Annotated in this window: 24 protein-coding genes; 14 read left to right on the top strand and 10 right to left on the bottom strand. The window is 59.1% G+C overall.

The window, feature by feature from the left end; genetic code table 11:
• Positions 1–26 precede the first annotated feature (26 nt).
• From IM739_RS03085 to hslV, 6 genes are all read right to left on the bottom strand, one after another.
• Positions 27–2,198 (bottom strand): malate synthase G, encoded by a 2,172-nt coding sequence (locus tag IM739_RS03085; RefSeq protein WP_237369783.1) that lies wholly within the window; start codon positions 2,196–2,198, stop codon positions 27–29.
• 108 nt (positions 2,199–2,306) lie between these two features.
• Complete coding sequence (locus IM739_RS03080; RefSeq protein WP_442981119.1) at positions 2,307–4,295, bottom strand: hydantoinase/oxoprolinase N-terminal domain-containing protein; 1,989 nt, start codon at positions 4,293–4,295, stop codon at positions 2,307–2,309.
• Positions 4,296–4,356: 61 nt separating this feature from the next.
• The gene (locus tag IM739_RS03075; protein WP_237369781.1) at positions 4,357–5,820 is read right to left on the bottom strand and encodes a cytochrome P450; all 1,464 of its coding nucleotides are present in this window, start codon (positions 5,818–5,820) and stop codon (positions 4,357–4,359) included.
• 38 nt (positions 5,821–5,858) lie between these two features.
• Positions 5,859–6,797, bottom strand: coding sequence for a DUF1402 family protein (locus tag IM739_RS03070; protein WP_442981118.1), 939 nt, complete (start codon positions 6,795–6,797; stop codon positions 5,859–5,861).
• A 182-nt stretch (positions 6,798–6,979) separates the two neighbouring features.
• A complete protein-coding gene (gene hslU / locus IM739_RS03065) occupies positions 6,980–8,290 on the bottom strand; it encodes an ATP-dependent protease ATPase subunit HslU (protein WP_237369780.1) in 1,311 nt (436 codons plus the stop codon).
• A gap of 72 nt (positions 8,291–8,362) precedes the next feature.
• Positions 8,363–8,890: an ATP-dependent protease subunit HslV gene (hslV, locus tag IM739_RS03060; protein ID WP_237369779.1), complete on the bottom strand. Its 528-nt coding sequence runs from the start codon at positions 8,888–8,890 to the stop codon at positions 8,363–8,365.
• Positions 8,891–9,090: 200 nt separating this feature from the next.
• Here hslV and hisB point away from each other — a divergent pair, with 200 nt between their 5' ends.
• The 6 genes from hisB (at position 9,091) to coaA (ending at position 13,306) form a co-directional block, all read left to right on the top strand.
• Positions 9,091–9,684 carry an imidazoleglycerol-phosphate dehydratase HisB gene (gene hisB, locus IM739_RS03055; protein ID WP_237369778.1) on the top strand — a complete coding sequence of 198 codons (594 nt, stop codon included), beginning with the start codon at positions 9,091–9,093 and terminating at the stop codon, positions 9,682–9,684.
• Positions 9,685–9,775: 91 nt separating this feature from the next.
• Positions 9,776–10,426, top strand: coding sequence for an imidazole glycerol phosphate synthase subunit HisH (gene hisH / locus IM739_RS03050; protein ID WP_237369777.1), 651 nt, complete (start codon positions 9,776–9,778; stop codon positions 10,424–10,426).
• Between the two features lie 22 nt (positions 10,427–10,448).
• Positions 10,449–11,183, top strand: a complete 735-nt coding sequence (gene hisA / locus IM739_RS03045) for a 1-(5-phosphoribosyl)-5-[(5-phosphoribosylamino)methylideneamino]imidazole-4-carboxamide isomerase (protein WP_237369776.1) — start codon at positions 10,449–10,451, stop codon at positions 11,181–11,183.
• Positions 11,184–11,195: 12 nt separating this feature from the next.
• Positions 11,196–11,972 carry an imidazole glycerol phosphate synthase subunit HisF gene (gene hisF / locus IM739_RS03040; protein ID WP_237369775.1) on the top strand — a complete coding sequence of 259 codons (777 nt, stop codon included), beginning with the start codon at positions 11,196–11,198 and terminating at the stop codon, positions 11,970–11,972.
• Between the two features lie 18 nt (positions 11,973–11,990).
• Positions 11,991–12,314: a phosphoribosyl-ATP diphosphatase gene (locus IM739_RS03035; RefSeq protein WP_237369774.1), complete on the top strand. Its 324-nt coding sequence runs from the start codon at positions 11,991–11,993 to the stop codon at positions 12,312–12,314.
• Entirely contained in the window at positions 12,311–13,306 is a 996-nt protein-coding gene (gene coaA, locus IM739_RS03030; RefSeq protein ID WP_237369773.1) for a type I pantothenate kinase, read from the top strand. The genes IM739_RS03035 and coaA overlap by 4 nt, the downstream gene beginning before the upstream one ends.
• Positions 13,307–13,328: 22 nt before the next feature.
• On the opposite strand, the gene IM739_RS03025 is transcribed toward coaA, so the two are convergent.
• From IM739_RS03025 to IM739_RS03010, 4 genes are all read right to left on the bottom strand, one after another.
• Positions 13,329–13,949, bottom strand: coding sequence for an alpha-ketoglutarate-dependent dioxygenase AlkB family protein (locus tag IM739_RS03025; protein WP_442981083.1), 621 nt, complete (start codon positions 13,947–13,949; stop codon positions 13,329–13,331).
• An 80-nt stretch (positions 13,950–14,029) separates the two neighbouring features.
• The gene (lysM, locus tag IM739_RS03020) at positions 14,030–14,503 is read right to left on the bottom strand and encodes a peptidoglycan-binding protein LysM (protein WP_237369772.1); all 474 of its coding nucleotides are present in this window, start codon (positions 14,501–14,503) and stop codon (positions 14,030–14,032) included.
• A gap of 85 nt (positions 14,504–14,588) precedes the next feature.
• Entirely contained in the window at positions 14,589–15,023 is a 435-nt protein-coding gene (arfB, locus tag IM739_RS03015) for an alternative ribosome rescue aminoacyl-tRNA hydrolase ArfB (RefSeq protein WP_237369771.1), read from the bottom strand.
• Between the two features lie 122 nt (positions 15,024–15,145).
• On the bottom strand, positions 15,146–16,756 hold the full coding sequence (locus IM739_RS03010; protein ID WP_237369770.1) for a phosphoenolpyruvate carboxykinase: 1,611 nt from the start codon (positions 16,754–16,756) through the stop codon (positions 15,146–15,148).
• Between the two features lie 357 nt (positions 16,757–17,113).
• On the opposite strand from IM739_RS03010, the gene IM739_RS03005 reads away from it, so the two are divergent.
• From IM739_RS03005 to tsaE, 8 genes are all read left to right on the top strand, one after another.
• A complete protein-coding gene (locus IM739_RS03005) occupies positions 17,114–17,839 on the top strand; it encodes a response regulator transcription factor (RefSeq protein ID WP_085995842.1) in 726 nt (241 codons plus the stop codon).
• Positions 17,840–17,952: 113 nt separating this feature from the next.
• On the top strand, positions 17,953–19,734 hold the full coding sequence (locus IM739_RS03000; RefSeq protein WP_272911329.1) for a sensor histidine kinase: 1,782 nt from the start codon (positions 17,953–17,955) through the stop codon (positions 19,732–19,734).
• Positions 19,731–20,177, top strand: coding sequence for an HPr kinase/phosphorylase (locus tag IM739_RS02995; RefSeq protein WP_237369769.1), 447 nt, complete (start codon positions 19,731–19,733; stop codon positions 20,175–20,177). The genes IM739_RS03000 and IM739_RS02995 overlap by 4 nt, the downstream gene beginning before the upstream one ends.
• A 108-nt stretch (positions 20,178–20,285) precedes the next feature.
• The gene (locus IM739_RS02990; RefSeq protein ID WP_237369768.1) at positions 20,286–20,687 is read left to right on the top strand and encodes a PTS sugar transporter subunit IIA; all 402 of its coding nucleotides are present in this window, start codon (positions 20,286–20,288) and stop codon (positions 20,685–20,687) included.
• 6 nt (positions 20,688–20,693) lie between these two features.
• Positions 20,694–20,972 (top strand): HPr family phosphocarrier protein, encoded by a 279-nt coding sequence (locus tag IM739_RS02985; protein WP_237369767.1) that lies wholly within the window; start codon positions 20,694–20,696, stop codon positions 20,970–20,972.
• A gap of 164 nt (positions 20,973–21,136) precedes the next feature.
• Positions 21,137–22,534, top strand: coding sequence for an adenosylhomocysteinase (gene ahcY / locus IM739_RS02980; RefSeq protein ID WP_237369766.1), 1,398 nt, complete (start codon positions 21,137–21,139; stop codon positions 22,532–22,534).
• Positions 22,535–22,734: 200 nt separating this feature from the next.
• Positions 22,735–25,323 (top strand): ATP-binding protein, encoded by a 2,589-nt coding sequence (locus IM739_RS02975; RefSeq protein WP_442981082.1) that lies wholly within the window; start codon positions 22,735–22,737, stop codon positions 25,321–25,323.
• 8 nt (positions 25,324–25,331) lie between these two features.
• Positions 25,332–26,849: a tRNA (adenosine(37)-N6)-threonylcarbamoyltransferase complex ATPase subunit type 1 TsaE gene (gene tsaE, locus IM739_RS02970; protein WP_237369764.1), complete on the top strand. Its 1,518-nt coding sequence runs from the start codon at positions 25,332–25,334 to the stop codon at positions 26,847–26,849.
• Position 26,850: the final 1 nt, after the last annotated feature.

The following is a 26,850-nucleotide window of genomic DNA, read 5'->3' as shown; positions in this document are numbered from 1 at the left end:
TTCTTTTGAGACATTGCTTTACCCTATTACTGGCGAGCTTTGGCTTTCAACTCCAGGCGACGACGATGCAGGACCGGCTCGGTGTAGCCATTCGGCTGTTGCCGTCCCTTGAGGACCAGGTCCAGCGCTGCCTGGAAAGCGATCGACGCATCGTAGTTTCCTGCCATCGGCACATAGACCGGATCTCCCGCATTTTGCCCGTCGACAACCACCGCCATGCGCTTCAGCGTCTCGACAACCTGAGCCTCGGTGATAACACGATGATGCAGCCAGTTTGCCATGTGCTGGGCGGAGATACGCAAGGTAGCGCGGTCTTCCATCAAGCCGATGTTGTTGATGTCCGGCACCTTTGAACAACCGACACCCTGATCAATCCAGCGAACGACATAGCCGAGAATGCCCTGGGCATTGTTGTCGAGCTCGCGCTGGATCTCGTCAGGCGTCCAGTTCGGCCGGATTGCGACCGGCACCGACAGGATATCGGCAAGGTTTGCGCGCGGACGAGTCCTGAGAGACTTCTGCACCTGCGCGACGTCGACACTGTGATAGTGCGTGGCATGAAGGGTCGCAGCCGTCGGAGACGGAACCCAGGCGGTGTTGGCGCCGGCTTTCGGATGCGCGATCTTCTGCTCGAGCATCGCGGCCATCAGGTCGGGCATGGCCCACATGCCCTTGCCGATCTGGGCGTGGCCGGACAGGCCGCATTCCAGGCCGATATCGACGTTCCAGTTCTCATAGGCCGAAATCCAGGCTGCCTGCTTCATATCGCCCTTGCGTATCATCGGTCCGGCTTCCATCGACGTATGGATTTCGTCGCCGGTGCGATCCAGGAAGCCCGTGTTGATGAAGACGACGCGATCCCTGGCGGCGCGGATGCACTCCTTGAGATTGACCGTGGTGCGGCGCTCCTCGTCCATGATGCCCATCTTGATGGTATTGGGTGCCATGCCGATCAGGTTTTCGACACGCGAGAAAATCTCGCAGGCAAAAGCAACCTCTTCGGGGCCGTGCATCTTCGGCTTGACGACATACATCGAGCCGGCACGGGAATTCTTCCGGCGACCCGATGGGCCTACGTCATGCAGGGCGATTAGGCCGGTCAGGGCCGCATCCATGATACCTTCCGGCACTTCGTTGCCGTCCCTGTCTCGAATCCCCGGATTGGTCATCAGGTGACCGACATTGCGCACCAGCATCAGTGAGCGGCCGGGCAGCGTGGCGGGTCGACCGTCAGGTGCCAGATACTCGACATCCGGGTTCAGGGCGCGGAGAAAGCTCTTGCTGCCCTTGGCGACTTCCTCCGTCAGGTCGCCTTTCATCAAACCAAGCCAGTTTGCATAGACCACCACCTTGTCATCTGCATCAACGGCGGCGACCGAATCCTCGCAGTCCATGATGGTGGTCACGGCTGACTCGAGGCGAATATCGTTGATCCTGGCGGCATCCACTCGGCCGATGATGCCGGAGCCGTCGATCAGAATGTCGACATGCAGACCATTCTTGCCGAGCAAAATCGCGGTCGGCGCATCCGGCGCGCCCCGGAAACCGGCAAACTGTGCGGGATCAGACAGCCCAGTCATGCCGCCGCCGATCAGGCGCACGGACAAAGCCTCGTTTTCAACAGTCAGCGCCTCGACGGACGACCAGTCACCGGCAGCGAGCGGAGCCGAGCGATCGAGGAAAGCCCGAGCCCAGGCAATCACTTTGGCACCACGGGCCGGGTTGTAGCCACTGCCCTTTTCTGCGCCATCGGTTTCGGGAATGACATCCGTTCCGTAGAGGGCATCATAAAGAGAACCCCAGCGGGCATTGGCGGCGTTCAGCGCATAGCGGGCATTCATCACCGGAACGACGAGCTGAGGGCCGGCAATCGATGCAATTTCCGAATCGACGTTCCCGGTTGCGATTTGAAACGCATCCCCTTCCGGCAGCAGGTAGCCAATTTCGCGAAGGAAAGCCTCATAGACGGCCAGGTCGCTCGGCGCACCGTTTTGGCGATACCAGACGTCTATCTTTTCCTGCAGTTCATCCCGACGCGCCAGCAATGCGCGGTTCTTCGGTGCAAGGTCGTGGACAATGGCGGAGAGCCCGGACAGGAAATGGTCGATGTCGACGCCGGTTCCTGGAATGGCACTGCCGACGATGAAGTCATGCAATCTACTGTCGATCGACAGGCCGTGGCTCTCAACGAATGTCATGGGCACTTCTCCTCGCAATGCGGCGCAATCTTTGCGGCTAGCATCATCTGAATGCATTCATAGTCAATTGTGCATAAATTAGAAATATTATTTCCATAATCGAAACTATCAGTGTCTCGCCATTCGCGGACGGCCGCTGACCGTCGCGAATATGCGCGCCTCCACCAGCTTGCGCCGTCCTTCGATCTCCGGCGCATCGACCTCCTCGCGCCACGTCAGGATCGCATCAGTGGCGCCGCTTGCCTCGGCATGCTCCAGCGCAATGGCCGAGGCTCGATCGCGTGCAGCCAAAAAGGCTTCCTCCTCGTTGACGAAACGCAGGCTATCGCCGGCGCCGGACAGGATGAAGAGCCCCTCTTCCGGCGATGTGATGAAGACCGTTGTCGTGCTGCGGACCTGGCCGACGACGGCGCCAACCGCATTGGCAACATCGGCATCGGGTGGGACGGCGCATTCGGCCGATAGCAGTTGGGCGATGGCAGGATAGTACACGGCTGCCGAAGCGCCGAGGCCGATCAGCGGCCTGTCCAGAGACAAGGAGAAACGGGCGATGCCGGGTTCCCGGTTGAGCGCTCTATCAATCAGGACGGAGCGCACCGGGTCGACTTCAGGAATACCGTCTTCGGCGAAAGAGGATGCCAGGATTACCTCGGCGGACTGGCGCGTCAGGCGATCGACTATCCGAACAGCCAACGCCTCGGGCGAGGCGGCAATCAGCTGGCCTGCTCCGTTTTTCTGCCGGACGGCGAGCTTCAAGCCCAATTCTGCTGCGTCCCTGTTCCATTGTCCCTGGCGACCCAAGAAATGCATCGCGTCCGAAGGCGTCAGCCCGATAACATGAACGAGGCCACGCGCGACGAGACGATCCAGCGTCGCCTTCTGCTGGGTGTAGGAAATCAACTGATCAAGCGGCAGAGGCGTGGCGCCGATCCTGGCAAACAATGCCGCCTCTTGCGGCTGAAGCCCGGCCGCAAGATGATCGGGGATGCCGGTGCGTATGGCAAAACGTCCATCATGACGGCCAAGGTGTGTTGCGCGAACTTGCCGGTCCAGAACATCGAGAATAGCCCCGCCATGCAAGGCGGCAGCGAGGCTGAGCGGTACCAGCCGGCGCGGCCCAAGATCGATCCGGGCAGCAAGGCCACGGTCATCAAAGCGAACTTCCGAATCACCGCCAAGACCGAAGGTACGCATCGCAACTGCCTCGACCATGGTGCGGAAACCACCAACCACCGCGCCATCCTGATCGAGACGCGGGTGACCGCCGTCCATCACCGCCACATCGGTGGTGGTTCCGCCGATGTCAGAGACAACGGCATTGTCCAGGCCGGTCAGATGGCGGGCACCAACGAGACTTGCCGCGGGTCCCGACAAGATCGTCTCGATCGGGCGCAGTCTTGCTTCGGCCGCTGAAATCAAGGCACCATCGCCTCGCACCACCATCAACGGAGCATCGATCCCGCGCCGCTTCAGATAGCTTTCCGCCGATCCAACCAATCGGTCGATCATCGAAACCAAGCGTGCGTTGAGCAAGGTCGTCAAAGCGCGTCTCGGACCGCCCAGCTTTGACGACAATTCGTGGCTGCAGGTGACAGGCAGACCACATTGGGCGCGGATCACCTCACGCACCTTCAATTCATGGGCCGGGTTGCGCACGGCAAAATATCCGGCGACGGCAAAGGACGAAACATGCGGCGCCAACCTTGGCAAGGCAGACTCGAGCGCCTCGAGATCAAGTGGCGTCTCGTTGCCGTGCACATCATGGCCACCGGCAATGAACAGCACCGGATCAGAGCCCAGCGCATCGGCCAATCCGCCACGCTTGAGGTCTTCAGGCCCGAAGCCGATCATCACCAGAGCGGAACGCCCGCCCTGCCCCTCAACCAGTGCATTTGTCGCAAGTGTCGTCGATAGCGAGACAAGTCCGATAGCCTCCGGCGCTATGCCTGAAGTCGCCAACACGTTCTCGAGCGCACCGGCGATCCCGATCGACAGATCGTGCCGCGTCGTCAGGGCCTTGGCCTTGGCGAGGATACCCGCCGTTTCGCTGTAGATCACCGCATCGGTATAGGTTCCGCCGGTATCGATGCCGAGCATAGTGTCTGAGGTCACGAAGGCCGCCTTGTCTTCCAGTCTTTGCTCCAGGGAGCCTAAACCGTTATGGCACAGTCGATTCCGTTTGCACCAGCGGACCCGCGTCAGATGCAGGGTTGTTTCGCGTCTTCCTCCGGGTGATCCTCATCGGCAACCCGCCTGCGGGCTGTGTCGTCAGTTTCTGCACCGGCCACGGATTCGTCTCAGGCGTCACGTCGAAGCGGAACCTGTGCATCAGCACCGCAAGGGCGATAACTGCCTCCTGCAGCGCAAAGGTCGCCCCGATGCAAACGCGCGGACCGGCGCCAAAGGGCAGATACTGAAAACGGCCGATCTTTTCACGGGCACCGGGCATGAAGCGCGCCGGATCAAAGGCGCGCGGCTTGTCCCAGTAGAGTTCGTGTCGATGCAGTGTCCAGGGCATGACAAGCACGGTGGTGCCCTTGGCTATCTCGATCACCTCGCCACTCGCCGCAGTGTAGCTATCGGCCGAAATCGCATCGCGATTGATCGATGGCGCCGGCGGATAGAGCCGCATCGCCTCTTCAAAAGCAGCGCGCACATATGGCATCTGGTCGAGCCAGTCCACCGGGTCGGCACCGCTGGCAATCACGCTGTCGATCTCGTCTTCCATGGCGCGACGCACATCTGGACAATGGGCGACGCAAAAGAATGTCCAGGCCAATGCCCGCGCAGTCGTTTCGTGCCCGGCACCAATGAAGGTCAGGATGTTGTCCTCGATCTCCTCCACGCCAAGCCCGTCCGGCCCTTCAAGATCCAGCAGCAAGGTGAGAAAATCATTGGGAGCCGTGGCGCGGTCGGCTGTCATGAGGGCACGCCGCTGATCCATGGTGTTGCGCACAAGCTGCCGGAACTTGCGCAATACCTTCTGACCGCGGATACGGGTGAGACGCGGTACCCATTTGGGTGCCTTGAGCAGATCAAAGGGATCAACGCGGCCCATATTGTGCAGGAGATCCTCGACGTCTCGGGCAAAATCTCCCTGTTCAGAGACAATACCGTCTGAAAACAGCGTGGCAGACAGGATGTCGTAGGTAAGTTCGGTCATATCGACAGCAATGTCGCGCACCTTGCCTGCGGGTTCGTCGGTCTCGTAGCGGGACAGGAAATCCTCGCTCTTCTGGCGCATCTGCAGCGCAAAGCCGCGTGCGTGACGTGGCGTGAAAACGGGCGCCATAGCCTTGCGCGACCGCTTCCATACGGGGCCTTCCGCCGTCAGCAGGCCATCCCTGAGGATCGGGCGCAAGACCAGCTGGCGCACTTCTGACATCTCGTAGTTGGCCGCATTGTCGACGAGCACGTGGCGGATCAGGCCGGGATCATTGGCGATGAGTGTCGTTTGGCCGAAGAAGCGGGTCTCGATCCATGGCCAAGTGTAGGACGGCACGCCCCACAATTCGAGCGGATTGCGCAGGACCGTTCTGATGATTTCAAGCCGACCCGGAGGGACCGTACGCGGCAGCGGTGCCGGTGGTTCGAAATCTGCGATTTGGGGCTTTGTATTCATGCCTTTGCTCCACAAGGGGCGCCGTCGCCCCTAAGGAGTTAGAGCAGGTCCTGCAACTCGTCCAGCCGATCGTTGACCAGCCATCCGTAATAGTTCTCTTCCGGCCAATTGGTCGCACCACCTGCATTGCGCGCACGTAGCGCGCGCGCACGTTGCTGCGAATTGCCGATATTGAACAACGTCGCCGTCACGCCTGGGTTTTGCGAAATATCCACATTGGCGATGCTGCGGTAGTCGTCGATGGACTTGCGGATGACTGCCGCCATGAACGCGAGCGAGATGTCTGGATCCATGATCGCCTTGTAAACGCCGACAGCATCCTTTTCATCGAGCTTGGCATAGCCAGACTTCTGATGAACGAGATCCGACAGCATCAGTGCGGTCAACGGATTGATCTGGCCCAGTCCGAAGGTCTGGCCGGCGTAGAAAGGCTGGAAGAAGACGGCACTGAACCGATTGTTGGGGTAAGCGGTGCCACCGACCGTCTTTCCGCGAAACCTGTCCTGCCAGACGTCTTCACGGCAGGTCCACAGACGGTAGGAATCATCCAGCTCGTCACACTCGGCAAATTCAGGCCGCTGAACGAAATCAGAAACGTCCTCGCTCTTATAGGCAAAACGGAAGCTGTTGCCGGCGTAAGACGCGGCCTTCACATAATAGCTCTGCAGGCTGTCATAGGCGTCGACGTTGTAGGTATGTTCGCCAACGATCGCACCGACCATGTGGATCGGCGCAATACCGTAAGCCACAGCCGTTTTCTTGATCTTGCCGACCAGGGCGTCGTCATCGCGCAGGAGATCGCGAACTTTTTCGTATTTCAGGTCAAAACTGGTCTTGCCGGCCTTGGTGCGACGAACCGAAGCGCCCGGAACCGGCGGCTGCTCGACGTTGCGATTGCCTGACGGCACGACCTGCGCAGCTTGAGCTACAGTGCCCAACAATCCCGCCAAGGAGACCGTCAGAAAAAATGTCCGGATGATAGATAGCACGCTTCGCCGTCCTCAGACTGAGCCGCAAATCAGATCTGCATCATTCACAAGGGAAGGGATGCAGATCCACTAGCTCACTCCTTACATAAGCACAGCCTGCATTGTCGACCTTCCGCGCTCTCACTTTCCCGATACTGCGGGAGGGAAAGAGCGCCATAGGTGCACAAAGATCACAGGATATAACGACTGAGGTCGGTATCGGCAGCCAGGTCTCCGACATGCTTCTGCACATAGTCCGAATCGATCATCACTACAGCGCCGCCGCGATCCGGTGCATTGAACGAAATGTCGTCCAGAACGCGTTCCATCACCGTCTGAAGGCGCCGCGCGCCGATATTCTCAACCGTGGTGTTCAGCTTCACCGCGACATCGGCCAAAGCATCGATCGCGTCCTCGGTAAAATCGAGATTGAGCTCCTCGGTCGCCATCAGCGCCTTGTATTGGCGGATCAGGCTTGCTTCGGTTTCAGTCAGGATCCGGCGAAAATCCTCCTTGGTCAAAGGCTTCAACTCAACGCGGATAGGCAGACGACCCTGCAGTTCCGGCAAGAGGTCCGACGGTTTCGAGACATGGAAAGCGCCCGACGCGATGAAGAGGATGTGATCCGTCTTGACCGGACCGTATTTGGTCGAAACGGTGGTGCCTTCGACCAGGGGCAGCAGGTCCCGTTGTACACCTTCGCGCGAAACGCCCGCACCCACGCCGCCTTCCCGTGCCGCGATCTTGTCGATCTCGTCGAGAAACACGATACCGTCGTTTTCAACGGAACGCACCGCTTCGCGCTGGATCACTTCATTGTCGATCAGCTTGTCGGATTCGTCTCGGATCAGGTCGGTATAGGACGCCTTGACCGTGGTGCGAACCTTTTTCGTCCGGTTGCCCATGGCCTTGCCGAACATTTCCGAAATATTCAGAATGCCGACATTGGCACCGGGCATGCCCGGAATTTCAAACCCGCCAGGCATGCCGGATCCGGCGTCTGCCACTTCAATATCGATTTCCTTGTCATCCAGTTCTCCATTGCGCAGCTTCTTGCGGAAGCTGTCGCGGGTCGCCGGTGACGATGTCGAACCAACCAGCGCGTCCAATACTCGCTCTTCGGCAAGCGCGTGCGCCTTGGCCTCAACTTCATTGCGCTTCTTGTCGCGCACCAGGGTGATACCGATCTCGACGAGATCGCGTACGATTTGTTCGACATCGCGGCCGACATAGCCGACTTCGGTGAACTTGGTCGCCTCGACCTTGATGAACGGTGCTCCGGCAAGCTTTGCCAGGCGACGGGAAATTTCGGTCTTGCCGACACCGGTCGGCCCGATCATCAGGATGTTTTTCGGCATGACCTCATCGCGGAGATCCTCGGACAGCTGCTGGCGGCGCCAGCGATTGCGCAGCGCGATCGCCACCGCACGCTTGGCGTCGTGCTGGCCGATGATGTGGCGATCGAGTTCGGAAACGATCTCGCGCGGAGAAAAATTGCTCATGTGGTTTTACTCCTGGCAGTCGCAAGGAAACTCGACTGCTTGAACTTGGTTTCATGGACCGGACAGGCAGGTTCAAGCGACGTCCAGGGTCTCGATAATCACGCTGTCATTGGTATAGACGCAGATTTCACCGGCAATCTGCATGGCGCGACGGGCAACCTCTTCGGCCGAGCGATCACTGTCCATCAGGGCCCTCGCTGCGGCATAAGCGAAATTTCCGCCCGAGCCGATCGCCATCGTACCATGTTCCGGCTCCAACACGTCGCCATTGCCGGTAATGGCAAGCGTGATCGTCTTGTCGGCGACCAGCATCATTGCTTCGAGGTTGCGCAGGTATTTGTCGGTGCGCCAATCCTTGGCAAGCTCGACGGCAGCCCGCATCAACTGACCCGGATATTGCTCCAGCTTTTTCTCCAACCGGTCAAGAAGAGTGAAGGCATCCGCAGTCGCGCCAGCGAAACCGGCGATCACCTTGCCATCCTTGCCGATCCGGCGAACCTTGCGTGCGTTGCCCTTCATCACGGTCTGGCCGAGGCTCACCTGGCCATCGCCGGCCATCACGACCTTGTCGCCCTTGCGAACAGTAATAATCGTTGTCATCAAACACCTATATGCCCGCGTACCGGGCCTTGTCTGCTTCGGCCAGCGGCCGTTTGTCGAAACCTATGTAAGTTGCCTTTTGGCGATTGCAATCATTGCCGACAGTCCGCTGCAGGCGCCTTACGGCAACGCAATGTAACTTCTGGATATTTGGCTCACCTGCTGATATGGAACGGCCATTATTCCCATGGAGCAGCCCGATGGCAGAGCGCAAAGGCGAGATTTCCCGCAAGACCAACGAGACGTCTGTGTCCGTTTCCGTCGATATCGACGGCACCGGCACCGGCAAGATCTCGACCGGCGTGGGCTTTTTCGACCATATGCTCGACCAGTTATGCCGCCATTCTCTGATCGACATGCATATCGATGCAGCGGGCGACCTTCATATCGACGACCACCACACTGTCGAAGACACGGGCATTGCGCTTGGCCAGGCAATTTCCAAAGCGCTTGGCGATCGCAAAGGCATCACACGTTATTCGTCGATCGACCTTGCCATGGATGAAACCATGACAAAGGCGGCCATCGATGTGTCCGGTCGACCGTTCCTGGTCTGGAACGTCAATTTCAGCGCGCCGAAAATCGGCACGTTCGATACCGAACTGGTGCGCGAATTTTTCCAGGCACTGGCACAGAATGCCGGCATCACACTGCATGTGCTGAACCACTACGGCGCCAACAATCACCATATCGCCGAGACTTGCTTCAAGGCAGTCGCACGGGCTCTGCGCATGGCGACGGAAATCGATCCGCGCCAGGCGAACCGGATACCGTCCACCAAAGGGACATTGTGACGGCAGCACGGGTCCGCTTAGCGGAAACAAACTGCCACCTTGCTCCGCTGTCGGCACAGGGCTGAAGCGTTGAGCGGAAAGGACATATGACATGCGTGTAGCCATCATCGACTACGGTTCGGGCAATCTACGTTCGGCGACCAAGGCATTCGAACGCGCAGCACGCGAAGCCGACGTTGACGCCACGATTGAACTGACCGATCAGGCGGACCGGGTGGCCTCGGCCGACCGGATCGTATTGCCGGGCGTCGGCGCCTATGCGGATTGCCGCCGGGGTCTCGATGCTGTTCCTGGAATGCATGAGGCAATCGTCGATGTGGTCGAACACAAGGGGCGCCCGTTCTTCGGGGTTTGCGTCGGCATGCAGCTGATGTCCTCGCGCGGACTGGAGAAGACCACGACGCAGGGTTTCGGCTGGATTGAAGGCGACGTCATCGAGATGACCCCGTCCGACCGGAGCCTGAAGATCCCGCAGATCGGCTGGAACACACTGACGCTCAGACATGCACATCCGCTCTTCGACGGGATCGCCACAGGCGCAAATGGCCTGCATGCCTATTTTGTTCACTCCTACCATCTTGCGGCCAAGCATGCATCTGACGTGATTGCGACCACCGAATACGGTGGCGCGATGACGGCCTTTGTCGGCCGGGACAACATGGTCGGCGCGCAATTCCATCCGGAAAAAAGCCAGACGCTTGGTCTCAAGCTGATTGCCAATTTCCTCACCTGGAAGCCCTGACCCTCATTTTCGGATTTTTGTCATGATCCTTTTTCCCGCCATCGACCTGAAGGACGGCCAGTGCGTTCGCCTGAAACTCGGCGATATGGACCAGGCGACCGTTTATAACGCCGATCCGGCCGCGCAGGCACGTGACTTCGAAGAGCAGGGCTTCGAATGGCTGCACGTGGTTGACCTGAACGGCGCCTTTGCCGGCGAAAGCGTCAATGGCGCCGCAGTCGATGCAATCTTGAAGGCCACCAAAAACCCGGTGCAGCTCGGCGGCGGTATTCGCACGCTGGAGCATATCGAGAGCTGGCTATCACGCGGCCTGTCACGCGTTATCCTCGGGACGATCGCGGTCCGCGACCCGGCTTTGGTCATCGAAGCCTGCAAGCGCTTCCCCGGCAAGGTTGCCGTCGGCATCGATGCCAAGGGTGGCAAGGTCGCCGTGGAGGGTTGGGCGGAAGCATCCGAACTCGGCGTTATCGAGCTTGCGAAGCGCTTCGAAGGTGCCGGGGTTGCTGCGATCATCTATACCGATATCGATCGGGACGGCATCCTGGCCGGGATCAACTGGCCGTCGACGCTGGAACTGGCTGGAGCTGTCTCCATACCGGTCATCGCGTCGGGCGGCCTGGCTTCCATCGACGACATCCATCGCATGTTGCGACCGGATGCGGCTAAGCTCGAGGGTGCCATATCGGGCCGCGCGCTTTATGATGGCCGTATCGATCCAGCGGAAGCGCTCGCGCTGATCAAGGCTGCCAGAGGTTAAAGGACACATCCCATGACGCTCAAGGCCCGCGTAATTCCCTGTCTCGATGTCAAGGACGGCCGTGTCGTCAAAGGCGTCAACTTCGTCGACCTGATCGATGCCGGCGATCCCGTGCAGGCTGCCAATGCCTATGACGCGGCCGGTGCCGACGAACTCTGTTTCCTCGACATCACCGCCTCTTCGGACAATCGCGACACGATTTTCGACGTGGTGGCTGAGACGGCCGATCACTGCTTCATGCCGCTGACCGTCGGCGGTGGCGTGCGTGCGGTGGCCGATATCCGCAAATTGCTGCTCTGCGGCGCGGATAAGGTCTCGATCAATTCGGCAGCGGTCAACAATCCCGATTTCGTCGCCGAAGCCGCCGACAAATTCGGCAACCAGTGCATTGTCGTTTCGATCGATGCCAAGAAGGTCTCCGCCAGCGGGGAAACCGACAGGTGGGAAATCTTCACCCACGGTGGACGCCAGCCGACCGGAATTGACGCCGTCGAGTTCGCCATCAAGATGGTCGAACGCGGCGCTGGCGAATTGCTTGTGACCTCGATGGACCGGGACGGCACCAAGAGTGGCTATGATATCGGCCTGACGCGCACCATTGCAGACAGCGTCCGGGTTCCGGTGATCGCGTCCGGCGGCGTCGGAAATCTCGACGATCTGGTCGCCGGCATTCGCGACGGCCATGCGACAGCTGTGCTCGCCGCCTCCATCTTCCATTTCGGCACCTATTCGATTGCCGAGGCCAAGGCATATATGGCTGACGCCGGCATCGCGATGCGGCTCGATTGAGCGCAAGGAAGGCAGATCATGACCGCTTTTACTCTCTCCGACCTTGAAGCTATCGTGGCAAAGCGCGCCAAGGCTGCCCCGGACCAATCCTGGACGGCGAAACTCGTCGCGGGCGGGCAGAACAAGGCGGCAAAGAAGCTTGGCGAGGAGGCTATCGAGGCCGTGATGGCGGCGGTCCAGAACGACCGGGAGAACCTCGTCTACGAAAGCGCCGACCTGCTCTATCACCTGATGGTCGTATTGAAAATCGCGGACATACCTTTACAAGACGTGATGCAGGAACTTGAGCGCAGGACCGCTCAGACGGGCCTGAACGAGAAGGCCAGTCGGCGGGATCCATGACGATATCTATACGGGAATCCGAAGCGCCAGAAGTCCTCGACCATTTCCAGGCCAATGGTTATTCGCCTTATCTGTTCTTTGATTCCGAGGAATGGGCGCATTTTCGCGCTGACACGCCGCTGACGCTGACGGCCGACGAAGTGCATCGGCTGCGCTCGATCGATGACCCGATTGATCTTGATGAGGTGCGGCGGATCTATCTGTCGCTGTCACGCCTGCTATCGTCGCATGTCGAATCCTCGCAGCTGCTGTTCGAGCAGCGCAATCGCTTCCTCAGCATGTCAGACGTATTCAAGACGCCATTCGTCATCGGCATTGCCGGATCCGTTGCTGTCGGGAAATCGACCACCGCGCGTATTCTGAAAGAGCTTCTCGCTCGCTGGCCTTCGAGCCCTAAGGTCGATCTGGTGACCACGGACGGCTTCCTCTATCCGAATGCGCACCTGACCAAAAACGATATCCTCAATCGCAAGGGTTTCCCCGAAAGCTATGACATCGGCGCCCTGCTACGCTTCCTGTCGGCGATCAAGGCGGGAATGCCGAACGTCAAGGCACCCTGCTATTCGCACCTGACCTACGACGTGCTCCCTAACGAACACGTGGTCATCGACCGGCCGGACATCCTGATTTTCGAAGGCATCAATGTTCTGCAGTCGCGCAATCTGCCCGCGGACGGCAAGATCGTGCCGATGGTTTCTGATTTCTTCGATTTCTCGATCTATATCGACGCTGATGAACATGCCATCCATCGCTGGTATGTCGAACGCTTCATGCGCCTCAGACAGACGGCGTTTCGCGATCCGAACTCCTACTTCCATCGATATGCGACAATCGGCGAGCAGGAGGCAATGACCATTGCCGAAGGCCTCTGGAACAACATCAATCTGAAGAACCTAAGGGAAAATATCCTGCCGACGCGACCGCGCGCCGATCTGATCCTGCGCAAGGGCAACAATCATCTGGTCGAGAAAGTCGCGCTGAGAAAACTGTAGGCGATGCATCGTCGGCTATGGATCAGGGATTGACGCGGCGCAGTGTCAGATTGATGCGACCGCCATTCTTCAAAAGCGTCGAGGTTCCTGGGTAAATCCTGTCGACGCCATGAAAGCACAGCCTGCCCGCTCCGCCCAGAACAAAGACATCGCCACTTTCAAGCCTCAGCGAACTGGTTCGATCTTTGCGATCCAATCCACCTATGCGGAACAGGCAACTGTCGCCGAGGGACACTGAGACAACGGGAGCGTTGAAATCCGTCTCGTCGCGGTCCTGATGCAGGCCCATCTTGGCATCGTCGCCATAGAAATTGACAAGGCAGGCTTCCGGATCCTTGTCGAAGCCGGATATTTCGCGCCAGAGATCGACCAGAATCTGCGGGATTGCCGGCCAGGGCACCCCGGTGATGGGATGGGCTGCCTGATAGCGATAGCCTCTCTCCTTGTCCGTTACCCAACCGAGCGGCCCACAATTCGTCATGCGCACGGACATGGGCTTTCCGGTGCCGGGCATGACCGGCACATAGAGCGGCGCTTCCGCCACCACATCGCGCACAGAATCCACCAGCACGTCCTGTTCGGTCCGCTGAAAATACCCGGGAAAATGAAAGAGTCCCTCCGAGAGGGACAGCTTGGGTTTCACGATCACTGTCTTTGCTGCCGCTGTTTCGAAGGCAGGTTATACAAAAAGCCGTTTGTGGGAACCCGTCATCGAAACAGCAATCAGCCGACAAGCGGAGGAATGCGCAGCACCTGGCCTGGATAGATCTTGTCGGGATGGCTCAACATCGGCCGGTTCGCTTCAAAAATCAGCGTATGCTTGGCACCCTTGCCCTTGCCATATTCGGCTTCGGCAATCTTCCACAGGTTGTCGCCCTTCTTCACCGTATGAAATACCGGCTCCTTTGCCGCGACGGGCGCAGCGCTGTCCGCGTCGGCAATCTTCAACTCGGTGGCTTCCACGGTGGAAATGCCAAGCGTGTTGCCGACGGCCACGACAGCCTTTTCGAAAATCGACTGATCCTTGACCACACCTTTCAGGACGATCTTGTCATTGACGACCTCAACATCAACCTTGTCCGTGCCAAGGTCATGGGAGGCGAGTTCCTTCTTGACCGCTTCGACATCAGGCGCTTCGTCCTCGCCGCCCAGTCCAAGCTTCTTGTCGGCGCTCTTGATGAAATTGAAAAAGCCCATCGATAGCCCTCCTTGGTTGCCGTGGATCAGATGACCGCAGAGGCCCGAAAAAGACAAGTAATTTTCTAATTTAAATATAGCTGAATTAGTCGCCGCCCGGTCTGCCGCGCATTTTCTTCACTTCGGCGCGTCCGGACTTTTCCTTCAGGCGGCGCTCGACCGAACCTTTGGTCGGCTTGGTTTTGCGGCGCGGCGGCGGCGGCGGTTCTGCGGCCTTCAGGATCAGTTCCTTCAGCCGCTCGCGCGCATCTTCGCGATTGCGCTCCTGGCTGCGAAAGCGATTGGCCTCGATCATCAGCACGCCTTCCTTGGACAGGCGCCGGCCAGCCAAGGCCGCTGCGTTCTGCTTGACCCGATCACTAAGTGCGGGCGATCCGAGGATGTTGAAGAACAGTTGAACCGCCGTCGAGACCTTGTTGACGTTCTGGCCGCCCGGGCCGCCGGCCAGAACGAACTGCTCGGTCAGTTCCCAACCCGCTATGGTTATGCGGTTGTTGATGTAAAGCGGATCGCTGGCCATGGCTCTTCACGTCGTGTCTGTCAGACATTTCATATCGGCAACAAAAGGCAACATGGCAAGCGACAAGAAAAGGCCCGGCGAAACTCCGCCGGGCCTTTTCTTGTCAGTTTCTGAATTCGGACTTATTCGGCTGCGATCGCAACACCCGGCGCCGCGTCGCGCACCTTGCCATCGACATGGGCTTCAAACTTGGCGAAGTTGTTGATGAACATGCCGACCAGTTTCCTGGCTTGCACGTCATAGGCGGCCCCATCCGACCAGGTCGAACGCGGATCGAGGATCCTGGTATCGACACCGTCCACCACCACCGGAACGGCAAACCCGAAATTGGGATCGGTCCGCATCTCCGCCTTTTTCAGTTCGCCCGTCAGTGCAGCCGTCAGCAAGGCGCGTGTCGCCTTGATCGGCATGCGGTTGCCTGTGCCGTAAGCGCCACCGGTCCAGCCGGTGTTGACCAGCCAGCAATCAACCTCATGACGAGCGATCAGATCGCGCAGCAGGTTGCCGTATTCAGTCGGATGACGCGGCATGAAAGGCGCACCAAAGCATGTCGAGAACGTCGCTTCCGGTTCTGTCACGCCCTTTTCAGTTCCCGCCACCTTGGCAGTATAGCCAGACAGGAAGTGGTACATGGCCTGCTCAGGCGTCAGACGGGCGATCGGCGGCAGCACGCCGAAGGCATCTGCCGTCAACATGATGATCGTCTTCGGATGCGGCGCCGTACCGGTTTCCGATGCGTTCGGAATGAAATGCAGCGGATAGGCGCAGCGGGTATTTTCGGTCAGCGAGCCATCGTTGAAATCCGGCATGCGATTTTCATCGAGCACGACATTTTCGAGAACGGTGCCGAAGCGCTTGGTCGTGGCGTAGATCTCAGGCTCAGCCTCGGCCGAAAGACGGATGGTCTTCGCATAGCAACCGCCCTCGAAATTGAAAATGCCGTTTTCGCCCCAGCCATGCTCGTCGTCGCCGACCAGCGTGCGGCTCGGATCGGCAGACAGTGTCGTCTTTCCGGTGCCCGAGAGCCCGAAGAAGACGGCAGCATCGCCAGCCGGACCGACATTGGCCGAGCAATGCATCGGCATCACGCCCTTTGGCGGCAGAAGGTAATTGAGAACCGTGAAGACCGACTTCTTCATCTCGCCGGCATAGGAGGTGCCGCCGATTAGCACGATGCCATTGGTTAGGTCGCAGGCAATGACCGTCTCGCTGCGGCAGCCGTGGCGCTCCGGATCCGCGCGAAAGCTCGGCAGGTCGATGATCGTCAACTTCGGCACGAACGTAGCGAGATCTGAACGTTCCGGACGGATCAGGAGATTGCGGATGAACAACGAATGCCAGGCGAATTCCGTCACGACGCGGGTCGGCAGGGCATTGTCCTTGTCGGCACCGCCAACCAGGTCCTGAACGAAAAGATCCTTGCCTTCAGCATGAGCCAGCATGTCCCTGTGCAGGACTGCAAAATGCTCGGGCGAAAGTGGCTTGTTGTTGTCCCACCAGATCTGGCCATCGGTCTTGCTGTCGCGAACGACAAACTTGTCCTTGGCGGAACGGCCGGTGTGCTGACCAGTCAAGGCGCGCAATGCGCCATCCGCGGTGAGTTCGGCTTCGCCGCGGCGAATCGATTCCTCATACAACAGGCCTTCGCCCAGGTTGTAGCGAACGCTTGCGGCACTGCCGAGACCGATCGTCGCAACCCCAATTGCGGGGTTATTTACACCGAATTCCTCCATGGGCGCGCATCCTCTCAACGTGAGCCACAATACTTGAATAGGCGGAAATTAGTCGGGGAATTTTAGAAAGGCAAGTGGGGCTTCCTAAATAATATAATGATATCAATTATTTAATCGATTTAAATTGCGAAATGCATTTTTAAATCGTTTAGTTCTCGTTCCATTCCAAGGGGTAACACAACCCCAGGCGGTGCATTTGCCTGCGACCTGCGCGCACCAGGAGCCTCCGCAACAGTCTCCCTTTATCTTTGCCACAATTTGTTCCACCTTTATCCCCATTAAGCACTGCCATGCCACCAGAGCTGGGCTGGGTGACACACCAGGAGCAGCGCTTACATGACGATGGAGACGTACAGCATGCAGACGATCGCGCTCGTGGATGACGACCGCAATATCCTCACTTCAGTCTCGATCGCGCTCGAGGCCGAAGGATACAAGGTCGAGACCTATACCGATGGCGCCTCTGCGCTGGACGGCCTGCTCGCAAGGCCCCCGCAGCTTGCCATCTTCGACATCAAGATGCCGCGTATGGACGGCATGGAACTGCTGCGCCGCCTGCGCCAGAAGTCCGACATTCCCGTCATCTTCCTTACCTCCAAGGATGAGGAAATCGACGAACTGTTCGGCCTGAAGATGGGTGCCGACGATTTCATCACCAAGCCGTTTTCGCAGCGACTGCTGGTGGAACGCGTGAAGGCAATCCTGCGCCGCGCAGCCAATCGCGAGAACCTGTCCGCCATCGGCGGCCCCGGCAAGCCGACGGCCGAGCAACAGGCCCGGACGCTTGAACGTGGCCAGCTGGTAATGGACCAGGAACGCCATACCTGCACCTGGAAAGGCGATCCGGTGACCCTGACGGTGACCGAATTCCTCATCCTGCAGTCGCTCGCACAGCGACCGGGCGTGGTCAAAAGCCGCGATGCCTTGATGGACGCAGCCTATGACGAGCAGGTCTATGTTGATGACAGAACCATCGACAGCCACATCAAACGGCTTCGCAAGAAGTTCAAAATGGTCGATACGGACTTCGACATGATTGAAACGCTCTACGGCGTGGGCTACCGCTTCCGCGAAGCAGCGTGAACAAACCTGTCCGGTGATCGCGGGGACCTGCCGAGACCTAGAGCTCATGCGTTTGGGCTCTTTGGCTCGAGTTCGAAGACGAGCGGTCAGAACGGCAGGCGAAGGGGTGGAGTTTGGCCAAGCAGGTAGATGAAGACACCTTGGAGGAGCTGGAAGGCGCCTCGGAATCGCGTCGGCTCTTTACCCATCCGTTCACCCTGATCCGGCGCATCTTCGGCCATGCTCTATTTTCGAGCCTGACACGACGGATTGTCTTCTTCAATCTGGCCGCCCTGATCGTCCTAGTCGGCGGGATCATGTATCTCAATCAGTTCCGGGAAGGCTTGATCGATGCACGTGTCGAGAGCCTGCTCACCCAGGGGGAAATCATCGCCGGCGCGATTTCCGCATCGGCGTCGGTCGACACCAATTCGATAACTATCGACCCGGAAAAACTGCTGGAACTGCAGGCCGGCCAAAGCATCACGCCCGTTCCGAATGACGAAGACCTGGAATTTCCTATCAATCCGGAGCGGGTTGCGCCCGTGTTGCGTCGACTGATTTCGCCGACTCGCACCCGCGCCCGGCTGTTTGACGCCGACGCCAATCTGCTGCTTGATTCCCGCCATCTCTATTCCCGCGGCCAGGTCCTGCGTTTCGACCTGCCGCCGGTGGACAACGATTCCTCCAGCCTGACCAACTGGGTAGCGCGGATCTTCAATACGGTGCTGCAGCCCGGCAATCTGCCGGTCTACAAGGAAGCGCCCGGCGGCGACGGCTCGATCTATCCGGAAGTGATGAATGCCTTGACCGGCGTGCGTGGTGCCGTGGTCCGGGTGACGGATCAGGGCGAACTGATCGTTTCCGTTGCCGTGCCGGTCCAGCGGTTTCGCGCGGTGCTCGGCGTACTTCTCCTTTCCACCCAGGCCGGCGATATCGACAAGATCGTGCATGCAGAACGTCTGGCGATCATGCGTGTCTTCGGCGTGGCGACGCTTGTCAACATCGTCGTGTCGCTGCTTCTGTCATCGACCATCGCCAATCCGCTTCGACGGCTTGCGGCAGCGGCGATCAGGGTGCGGCGCGGCGCCAGGGAGCGCGAGGAGATCCCTGACTTCTCCGCCCGCCAGGACGAGATCGGCAATCTGTCGATCGCTTTGCGCGAAATGACCACCGCACTCTATGATCGAATAGATGCGATCGAAAGCTTTGCCGCCGATGTCAGCCATGAGCTGAAGAACCCCCTCACCTCGCTGCGCTCCGCCGTCGAGACCCTGCCACTGGCCAAGTCGGATCAGTCCCGGCAGCGGCTGATGGATATCATACAGCACGACGTACGGCGCCTTGACCGGCTGATCAGCGATATTTCCGACGCCTCGCGGCTTGATGCCGAACTCGCGCGTTCGGATGCCAAGCCGGTCGACATGGAAGTGCTGCTGTCAAGCCTCGTGGATATCTCGCGCGAAATCCGCAGTGGCAAGAAAGCCGTCGAGATCGACTATGTCATCGACCAGAAACCCGGCTCCAAGGCACGGTTCCTGGTCAATGGCCACGATCTGCGTCTGGGGCAGATCATCACCAACCTGATCGAAAACGCTCGATCCTTCGTCCCGGAACAGGGCGGCCGGATCAGGGTTCGCCTATCGCGCACACGCGGTCGGTGCCTCGTGCAGGTTGAGGACAATGGGCCGGGCATCCAGGCCGAGAATATCGACCGTATTTTCGAGCGTTTCTACACCGACCGCCCCGAGGGCGAGAGCTTCGGCCAGAACTCCGGTCTCGGCCTGTCGATCAGCCGGCAGATCGCCGAAGCGCATGGCGGGACGCTGAGAGCAGAGAATGTCATCGATCAGGATAGCAAGACGCTGCTGGGCGCGCGCTTCGTTCTGACCCTACCGATCGATGCACCGGCATGACGGGCATTGGCGAAAACATTCACGCGACCGCCATCATCGTTGACGGTATCGGTCTGCTTTTTGTGGGTCCTTCGGGGACGGGAAAATCAGCCTTGGCGTTCGACTGCATCGCCGAGGCGCGTATCAGCGGAAAGTCCGCAGCGCTGATCTCGGACGATCGGGTCATCATTTCGCGCCAGAATGGCCACATCATTGGACACGGGCCAGCCAGCATCCGTGGACTTCTCGAATTGCGTCACAGCGGCATCGTCAGGATGGAATGGGTCGAACAAGCTCCACTTCACTATGCGATCATGCCCGTTGTATCGGCAGAAGCCGACAGATTGCCGCCCGAACACGAACAATTTGAAGTCGCGAGGGATATTCAACTGCCCGCTATCCGTGTTCCGCGACCTGTCCGATTTCCACTTTCCCATATCTTCGCCCTTATTCGGAGCGTATGATTCTGGGCTTGCACTTCCCATTTTCATCGCCAAGATGGCCTCGTGCTGATAGACGGAGCCTCCGTGTTGCGTTATTTGGCCAATGTTTGCGCTAAGGGGCAGTAAAGAATGATCGGACTTGTGCTTGTCACACATGGCAAGCTGGCTGAAGAGTTTCACCATGCGGTGGAGCATGTCGTCGGCCCACAAAAAAATATCGAGACCGTTTCGATTGGCCCGGAAGATGATATGGACCAGCGTCGTCAGGACATTCTTGACGCGGTTCTGCGGGCAGATGATGGCCACGGCGTGATTATCCTTACCGACATGTTTGGCGGCACTCCTTCCAATCTGGCTATTTCCGTCATGAACAATGGCCGGATCGAGGTCATCGCCGGCGTCAACCTGCCGATGCTGATCAAGCTTGCCGGCGTGCGTGGCGACAACGACATGGACAGGGCGCTGGTCGAGGCTTCCGAAGCCGGACGCAAATACATCAACGTCGCCAGCCGTGTGCTCAGCGGAAAGTAAGAGATCATGACTGGTCCGATCGCCCGTGAAATGCTGATCATCAACAAACGCGGCCTACATGCACGCGCCTCGGCGAAATTCGTCCAGATGGTCGGCGGCTTCGATGCAGCCGTGAGTGTGTCCAAGGACGGCACCACCGTCGGCGGCACGTCGATCATGGGACTGATGATGCTGGCGGCGAGCCCCGGATGCTCGATCCATGTCAGCGCCACCGGCAACCAGGCAACCGCCGTCATCGAGGCGCTGGAAACGCTGATTGCCGACAAGTTCGGCGAAGAGATTTAACCGATCGAACATAAAGACATAAAGACTTCTTTATGTCTAATTGCCAACGCACCTGATCCCTGTTACAGAGGCGGCATGGCCTGCAACGATTGTTGCGGGCGGCACATTCGCATCGGTCCCGTTCGTGAACGGGGGAGCCAGGCCAAATTTAGCCGGAGAACACCATGAGCCAACATGACTACGTCATTGCCGATATCGGTCTTGCCGATTTCGGACGCAAGGAACTAGACATCGCTGAAACCGAAATGCCGGGCCTGATGTCCTGCCGCAACGAATTCGGCGACAGCAAGCCGCTCAAGGGTGCGCGCATCACCGGCTCGCTGCACATGACGATCCAGACGGGTGTTCTGATCGAGACCCTGGTCGCGCTCGGCGCCGAAGTCCGTTGGGCTTCGTGCAACATTTTCTCGACCCAGGACCATGCCGCTGCCGCAATCGCAGCCGCCGGCATTCCGGTCTTTGCCGTCAAGGGCGAGTCACTCACCGAATATTGGGAATACACCGACAAGATCTTCCAATGGACCGATGGTGGCTTCTCCAACATGATCCTCGATGATGGCGGCGACGCCACCATGTATATCCTGCTTGGCGCCCGCGCCGAAGCAGGCGAGGACGTTCTCTCCAATCCGCAGTCGGAAGAAGAAGAAATCCTGGTCGCGCAGATCAAGAAGCGCCTGGCAGCAACGCCCGGCTGGTTCACCAAGCAGCGCGACGCGATCAAAGGCGTCACCGAAGAAACCACCACGGGCGTGCATCGCCTGTACGAACTGTCGAAGAAGGGTCTCCTTCCTTTCCCGGCGATCAACGTCAACGATTCAGTCACCAAGTCGAAGTTCGACAACAAGTACGGCTGCAAGGAATCGCTGGTTGATGGCATCCGCCGCGGTACCGACGTGATGATGGCCGGCAAGGTTGCCGTCGTCTGCGGCTACGGCGACGTCGGCAAGGGCTCGGCGGCATCGCTGCGCGGCGCAGGCGCCCGCGTCAAGGTGACAGAAATCGATCCGATCTGCGCCCTGCAGGCTGCCATGGATGGCTTTGAAGTCGTCACGCTGGAAGACGTCGTCGATTCGGCTGACATCTTCATCACCACGACCGGCAACAAGGACGTCATCCGCATCGAGCATATGCGCGAGATGAAGGACATGGCGATCGTCGGCAATATCGGCCACTTTGACAACGAGATCCAGGTCGCTGCGCTGAAGAACCTCAAGTGGACCAACGTCAAGCCGCAGGTCGACATGATCGAGTTCCCGAAGGGCAACCGCATGATCCTTCTGTCGGAAGGCCGCCTGCTGAACCTCGGCAATGCCACCGGTCACCCGTCCTTCGTGATGAGCGCCTCGTTCACCAACCAGGTTCTGGCCCAGATCGAGCTGTTCACCAAGCCCGGCGAATACAAGAACGACGTCTACGTCCTGCCCAAGCACCTCGATGAAAAGGTCGCTCGTCTGCATCTCGCCAAACTTGGCGTGAAGCTGACGGAACTTTCTGGCGAGCAGGCTGCCTATATCGGCGTCACTCAGCAGGGTCCTTTCAAGTCTGAACACTATCGCTATTAATTAATCTCTGGATAATACCAGATATGGTAGGCGCGGCATTGACAAATGCCGCGCCTTCTTTTTTGCCCGCCGGCCTTCCCGACACTTTCCATCGGCGGTATTGTTTAGGACTTGATTCGTGGACCGCCCGATGGGCGTGGACTCGAAATCGGATGTCTTGTCGACGATGCGGCACATAATAAGACGGAGACAGACCGAGCATGTCGGTACATCAATGCGACCCGCTTTCGCGGGAGACGGCTATGACGGCGTCTAAATCTGGCCTCTGGCGGCAAACGACACATCAACAGGGGCAATCCCTTCGCTCGACCGCGCGCATACACGCGGCGGCTTCATGGCGCCGTGTCCTGGCAAACGGTTCGGCGCTGGCCGGCCTGCTTCTGCCGACCCTTGCGCATGCCCAAGCTAGCGATAAGGCCGGAACGCCACTGCTCACCAGCGTCGATATGGCGGGTTACGCGCTCGTCATCGGCGTGGTTTCTGCTGCGGTGTTTTCTTCGATCCTGTTGATCCGCCAACGCAATCGCCTGGAATCCGAAAACCGCGACATCCGCTCGACGCTGTCGGACAACCAGCAGAAAATTTCCGGCTATCATGCGGTAATCGCGGACAATAGTCGGCGTATCGTGATGTGGGACGGGCAAAACGGCAAGGCGGAATTCCTCGGCCAGTTGCCGGCCGATACCGGGGCTCCGCAATCGGACAACGAGTTCCTGGCACTTGGACGCTGGCTGAAGCCTAACTCTGCGAGCGAGCTCGAAAAAGCGATCGAAGCGTTGCGCTCACATGCCAAAACCTTTGACCTTGTCGTCGAGACGCAGCGGGGTGAAGTCATCGAGGTTCAGGGTCGCCTGTCGGGCGGCCGGGCCTTGGCCCACTTCGTCGCGCTCAACAACCTGCGCGCGGAACTGGCCGAGTTGAAGATCGAGCGCAATCGTCTGCGCAGTTCCATTGCGACCTTCGAATCCCTGCTCGACTCGATCGAGCAACCGGTCTGGCAGCGTGACAGCGACGGACGCCTCACCTGGGTCAACCAGGCCTATTGCGAAGCGGTCGAAGCTAGCTCTCCCGACCAGGCAATCCAGGAAGGACGCGAAGTCCTCAGCAGCCTGACGCGCGAGAAGATCAAGGCGAGCACGACACCGGAATCGCCGTTCCACGACACCGTCTCGACGGCCGTGCGCGGTGCGAGAACTTTCTTCGATGTTGTCGATATCCGCGGTCCCGGCGGTTCGTGCGGCATGGCAATCGATGTCTCCGGAACCGAAGCTTTGCGCGAGGAACTGGCACGTACGTTGAAAAGCCACGCGGAAACACTCGATCACCTCGGTACGCCGGTCGCGATCTTCGACGGCGAGCGTCGACTGCAGTTTTACAACCAGGCCTTTGTCGCGCTCTGGGCACTGGAGCCGAAATTCCTGGAATCGAAACCCGACAATGCCGAAATTCTCGACCGGTTGCGCTCGGCGAACAAATTACCGGAGCAACTGAGCTGGAAGGCGTGGAAGGAAAACACCCTTTCCGTCTACCGATCGCTCGAAACCCAGACCGATCTCTGGCATTTGCCGAATGGTCAGACCCTGCGGGTCATCGCATCTGCGCATCCACAAGGCGGCGCAACCTGGGTGTTCGAAAACCTGACAGAACAGGTCGATCTGGAGACACGCTACAACACCCTGCTCCAGGTTCAGGGCGAAACCATCGATCACCTCTCGGAAGGTGTTGCCGTCTTCGGCCCCGATGGCCGTATACAGCTGTCCAACCCGGCATTCCGTGCCCTCTGGGGTGTCACCGACGCCGAGACCGCCGTTGGCACGCATATTCGCACGATCGAGGCCACCTGTGCGCCGTCCTACGATCGCCCCGACGGCTGGAAAGCCTTCGGCAAGATCATCACCAGCTTCGAAGACGAACGGCCGTCCAGTCAGGGCACATTGGAGCTCTATTCTGGCCTTGTGCTCGACTATGCCGTCACACCCCTGCCAAACGCCCAGACCATGCTGACCTTCGTCAACATGACAGACAGCGTTCGCGCAGAGCGGGCACTGAAGGAAAAGAACGAAGCGCTTCGCAAGGCGGACGAACTGAAGAACGATTTCGTCCAGCATGTTTCCTACGAGCTGCGTTCGCCGCTGACGAATATCATCGGCTTTACCGACCTGCTCAAGACACCGACGATCGGCCCTCTCAACGAGCGCCAGGCCGAGTATGTCGACCATATTTCCACCTCGTCCTCGGTATTGCTGACCATCGTCAACGATATTCTCGATCTCGCGACCGTCGATGCCGGCATCATGCAGCTCGACTATTCCGAGATTGATCTGAGCGATCTGCTCGACGACGTATCGATGCAGATGACGGATCGCCTGCAGGAAGGCGGCGTGACGTTGGAGATTGCTGCTGCCAGCCAGCTTGGCTATGTGATCGCCGACCGGCAGCGCCTCAAGCAGATCCTGATAAAGCTGCTGACAAATGCCGTGAACTTTGCCCCTGACGGTTCGGTCGTCGCGATGAAATGCTGGCGCGAAGACACCGATTTCGTCTTCTCGGTAACCGACAAGGGCTGCGGAATGAGCGAAGAGATGCTTTCCACCGTCTTCGATCGGTTCTCGACGCATGGCAAGGGTGGCAAGCGCAGCGGACCTGGGCTCGGTCTTTCGATCGTCCAGAGCTTTGTCAATCTGCACAGCGGCAAGGTCTCGATCGACAGCGCACCGGGCCTCGGCACCACCGTGCATTGCCGCATTCCCTCAGCCAGTGTTCCGCAAGCCATCGCCGCCGCCGAATGAGTGACGGCATGCCCCCGATCGTCTTGGATCTGCCCGACGAAACGGCAACCAAACGGCTTGGCACAGATCTGGCATTGGTGCTGCAGGCAGGCGACTGCCTCGCGCTGCACGGCGATCTGGGCGCCGGAAAATCCACACTCAGCCGGGCCTTGTTGCGAACGATCGCCGAGGATCCCGAACTTGAAGTGCCGAGCCCAACCTTCACGCTGGTTCAGGGCTACGACCTGCGGCTGCCTGTTGCGCATTTCGATCTGTACCGGCTATCCGACCCGAGCGAGCTCGATGAACTCGGCTTCGACGAAGCCCTTGCCAACGGAATCTGCCTGGTCGAATGGCCGGACAAAGCCGGTACGGCATTGCCGAAATCGACCATCGACATTCACTTTTCCTTCACGCCGGAAGGTGGCCGCCATCTGAGCATATCCGCGCCGGAAGCGACGCTCTCGCGGGTCAAGCGAGCGCTGCAGATTCGCAGCTTTCTCGACAGGAGCGGCTATCCGAATGCAGAGCGCCGGCATCTGATTGGTGATGCCTCGACACGGGCCTACGAATCCATCCATCCGGCCGGCGAAGATACGCGCCTGATCCTGATGGATGCGCCGAAACGACCAAACGGCCCGCCGATCCGGGACGGCAAACGCTACTCGCAAATCGCGCATATAGCCGAAGATGTCTATCCCTTCGTAGCCATTGACCAGGCGCTGCGGGAGCGCCGCTTTTCAGCGCCGGCCATCCTGGCCAGCGATTGCGAAGCGGGCATCCTGTTGCTCGAAGACCTTGGCTGCCAGGGAATACTCGACGAGGCCGGTCGGCCGATTGCGGAGCGCTACCAGGCCAGTGTCGCCTGCCTTGCCGCGATCCACAATACACCATTCGAACGGGAGATTTCCCTAGACGGCGGGCGGATCCATCGCATCCCGGATTTCGACCGCACGGCAATGAAGATGGAAGTCGAGTTGCTGATCGACTGGCACCTGCCTTGGAAACGCAGCGGTCTCAAAGTCAGTGACGACGAGCGTCTGAGTTACCTGAACATCTGGGATGCCTTGATCGATCAGCTTGCAGACAGCGAAACCTCGCTTGTCCTGCGTGACTTTCATTCGCCCAACGTCATCTGGCGGGGTGACAGGACCGGCCACGACCGGATCGGCATTCTCGACTTCCAGGATGCGATGATCGGGCCATCGGCCTATGATGTCGCCTCGATCATCCAGGATGCGAGGGTCACGGTGGAGCGCGCCTTGGCCGACCGTTTGATGGCGGACTATCTCGCGATCCGTCGGCTCTCTCCAACCTTCGATGAAGGGCTGTTCCAGAAAAGCTGGGCGATCATGGCTGCCCAGCGCGCCTGCAAGCTCTGTGGTCTATGGGTTCGGCTGAAAGATCGCGACGGTAAGGACGGCTATATGAAGCACATGCCACGCACGCTCCGGCACCTGGCGGTCGCTTTCGAACATCCGGCACTCGCCCCCTTGCGCGACTGGTGTATTGAAGCTGGAATCGAACTTCCCGAATCAGCGGCGTAGT

The sequence above is a fragment of the Rhizobium sp. SL42 genome (assembly GCF_021729845.1).
In the GTDB taxonomy this organism is placed as follows: domain Bacteria; phylum Pseudomonadota; class Alphaproteobacteria; order Rhizobiales; family Rhizobiaceae; genus Allorhizobium.
Note: the sequence above shows the minus strand (reverse complement) of the source record. Positions and strands in the feature narration are given on the sequence as shown.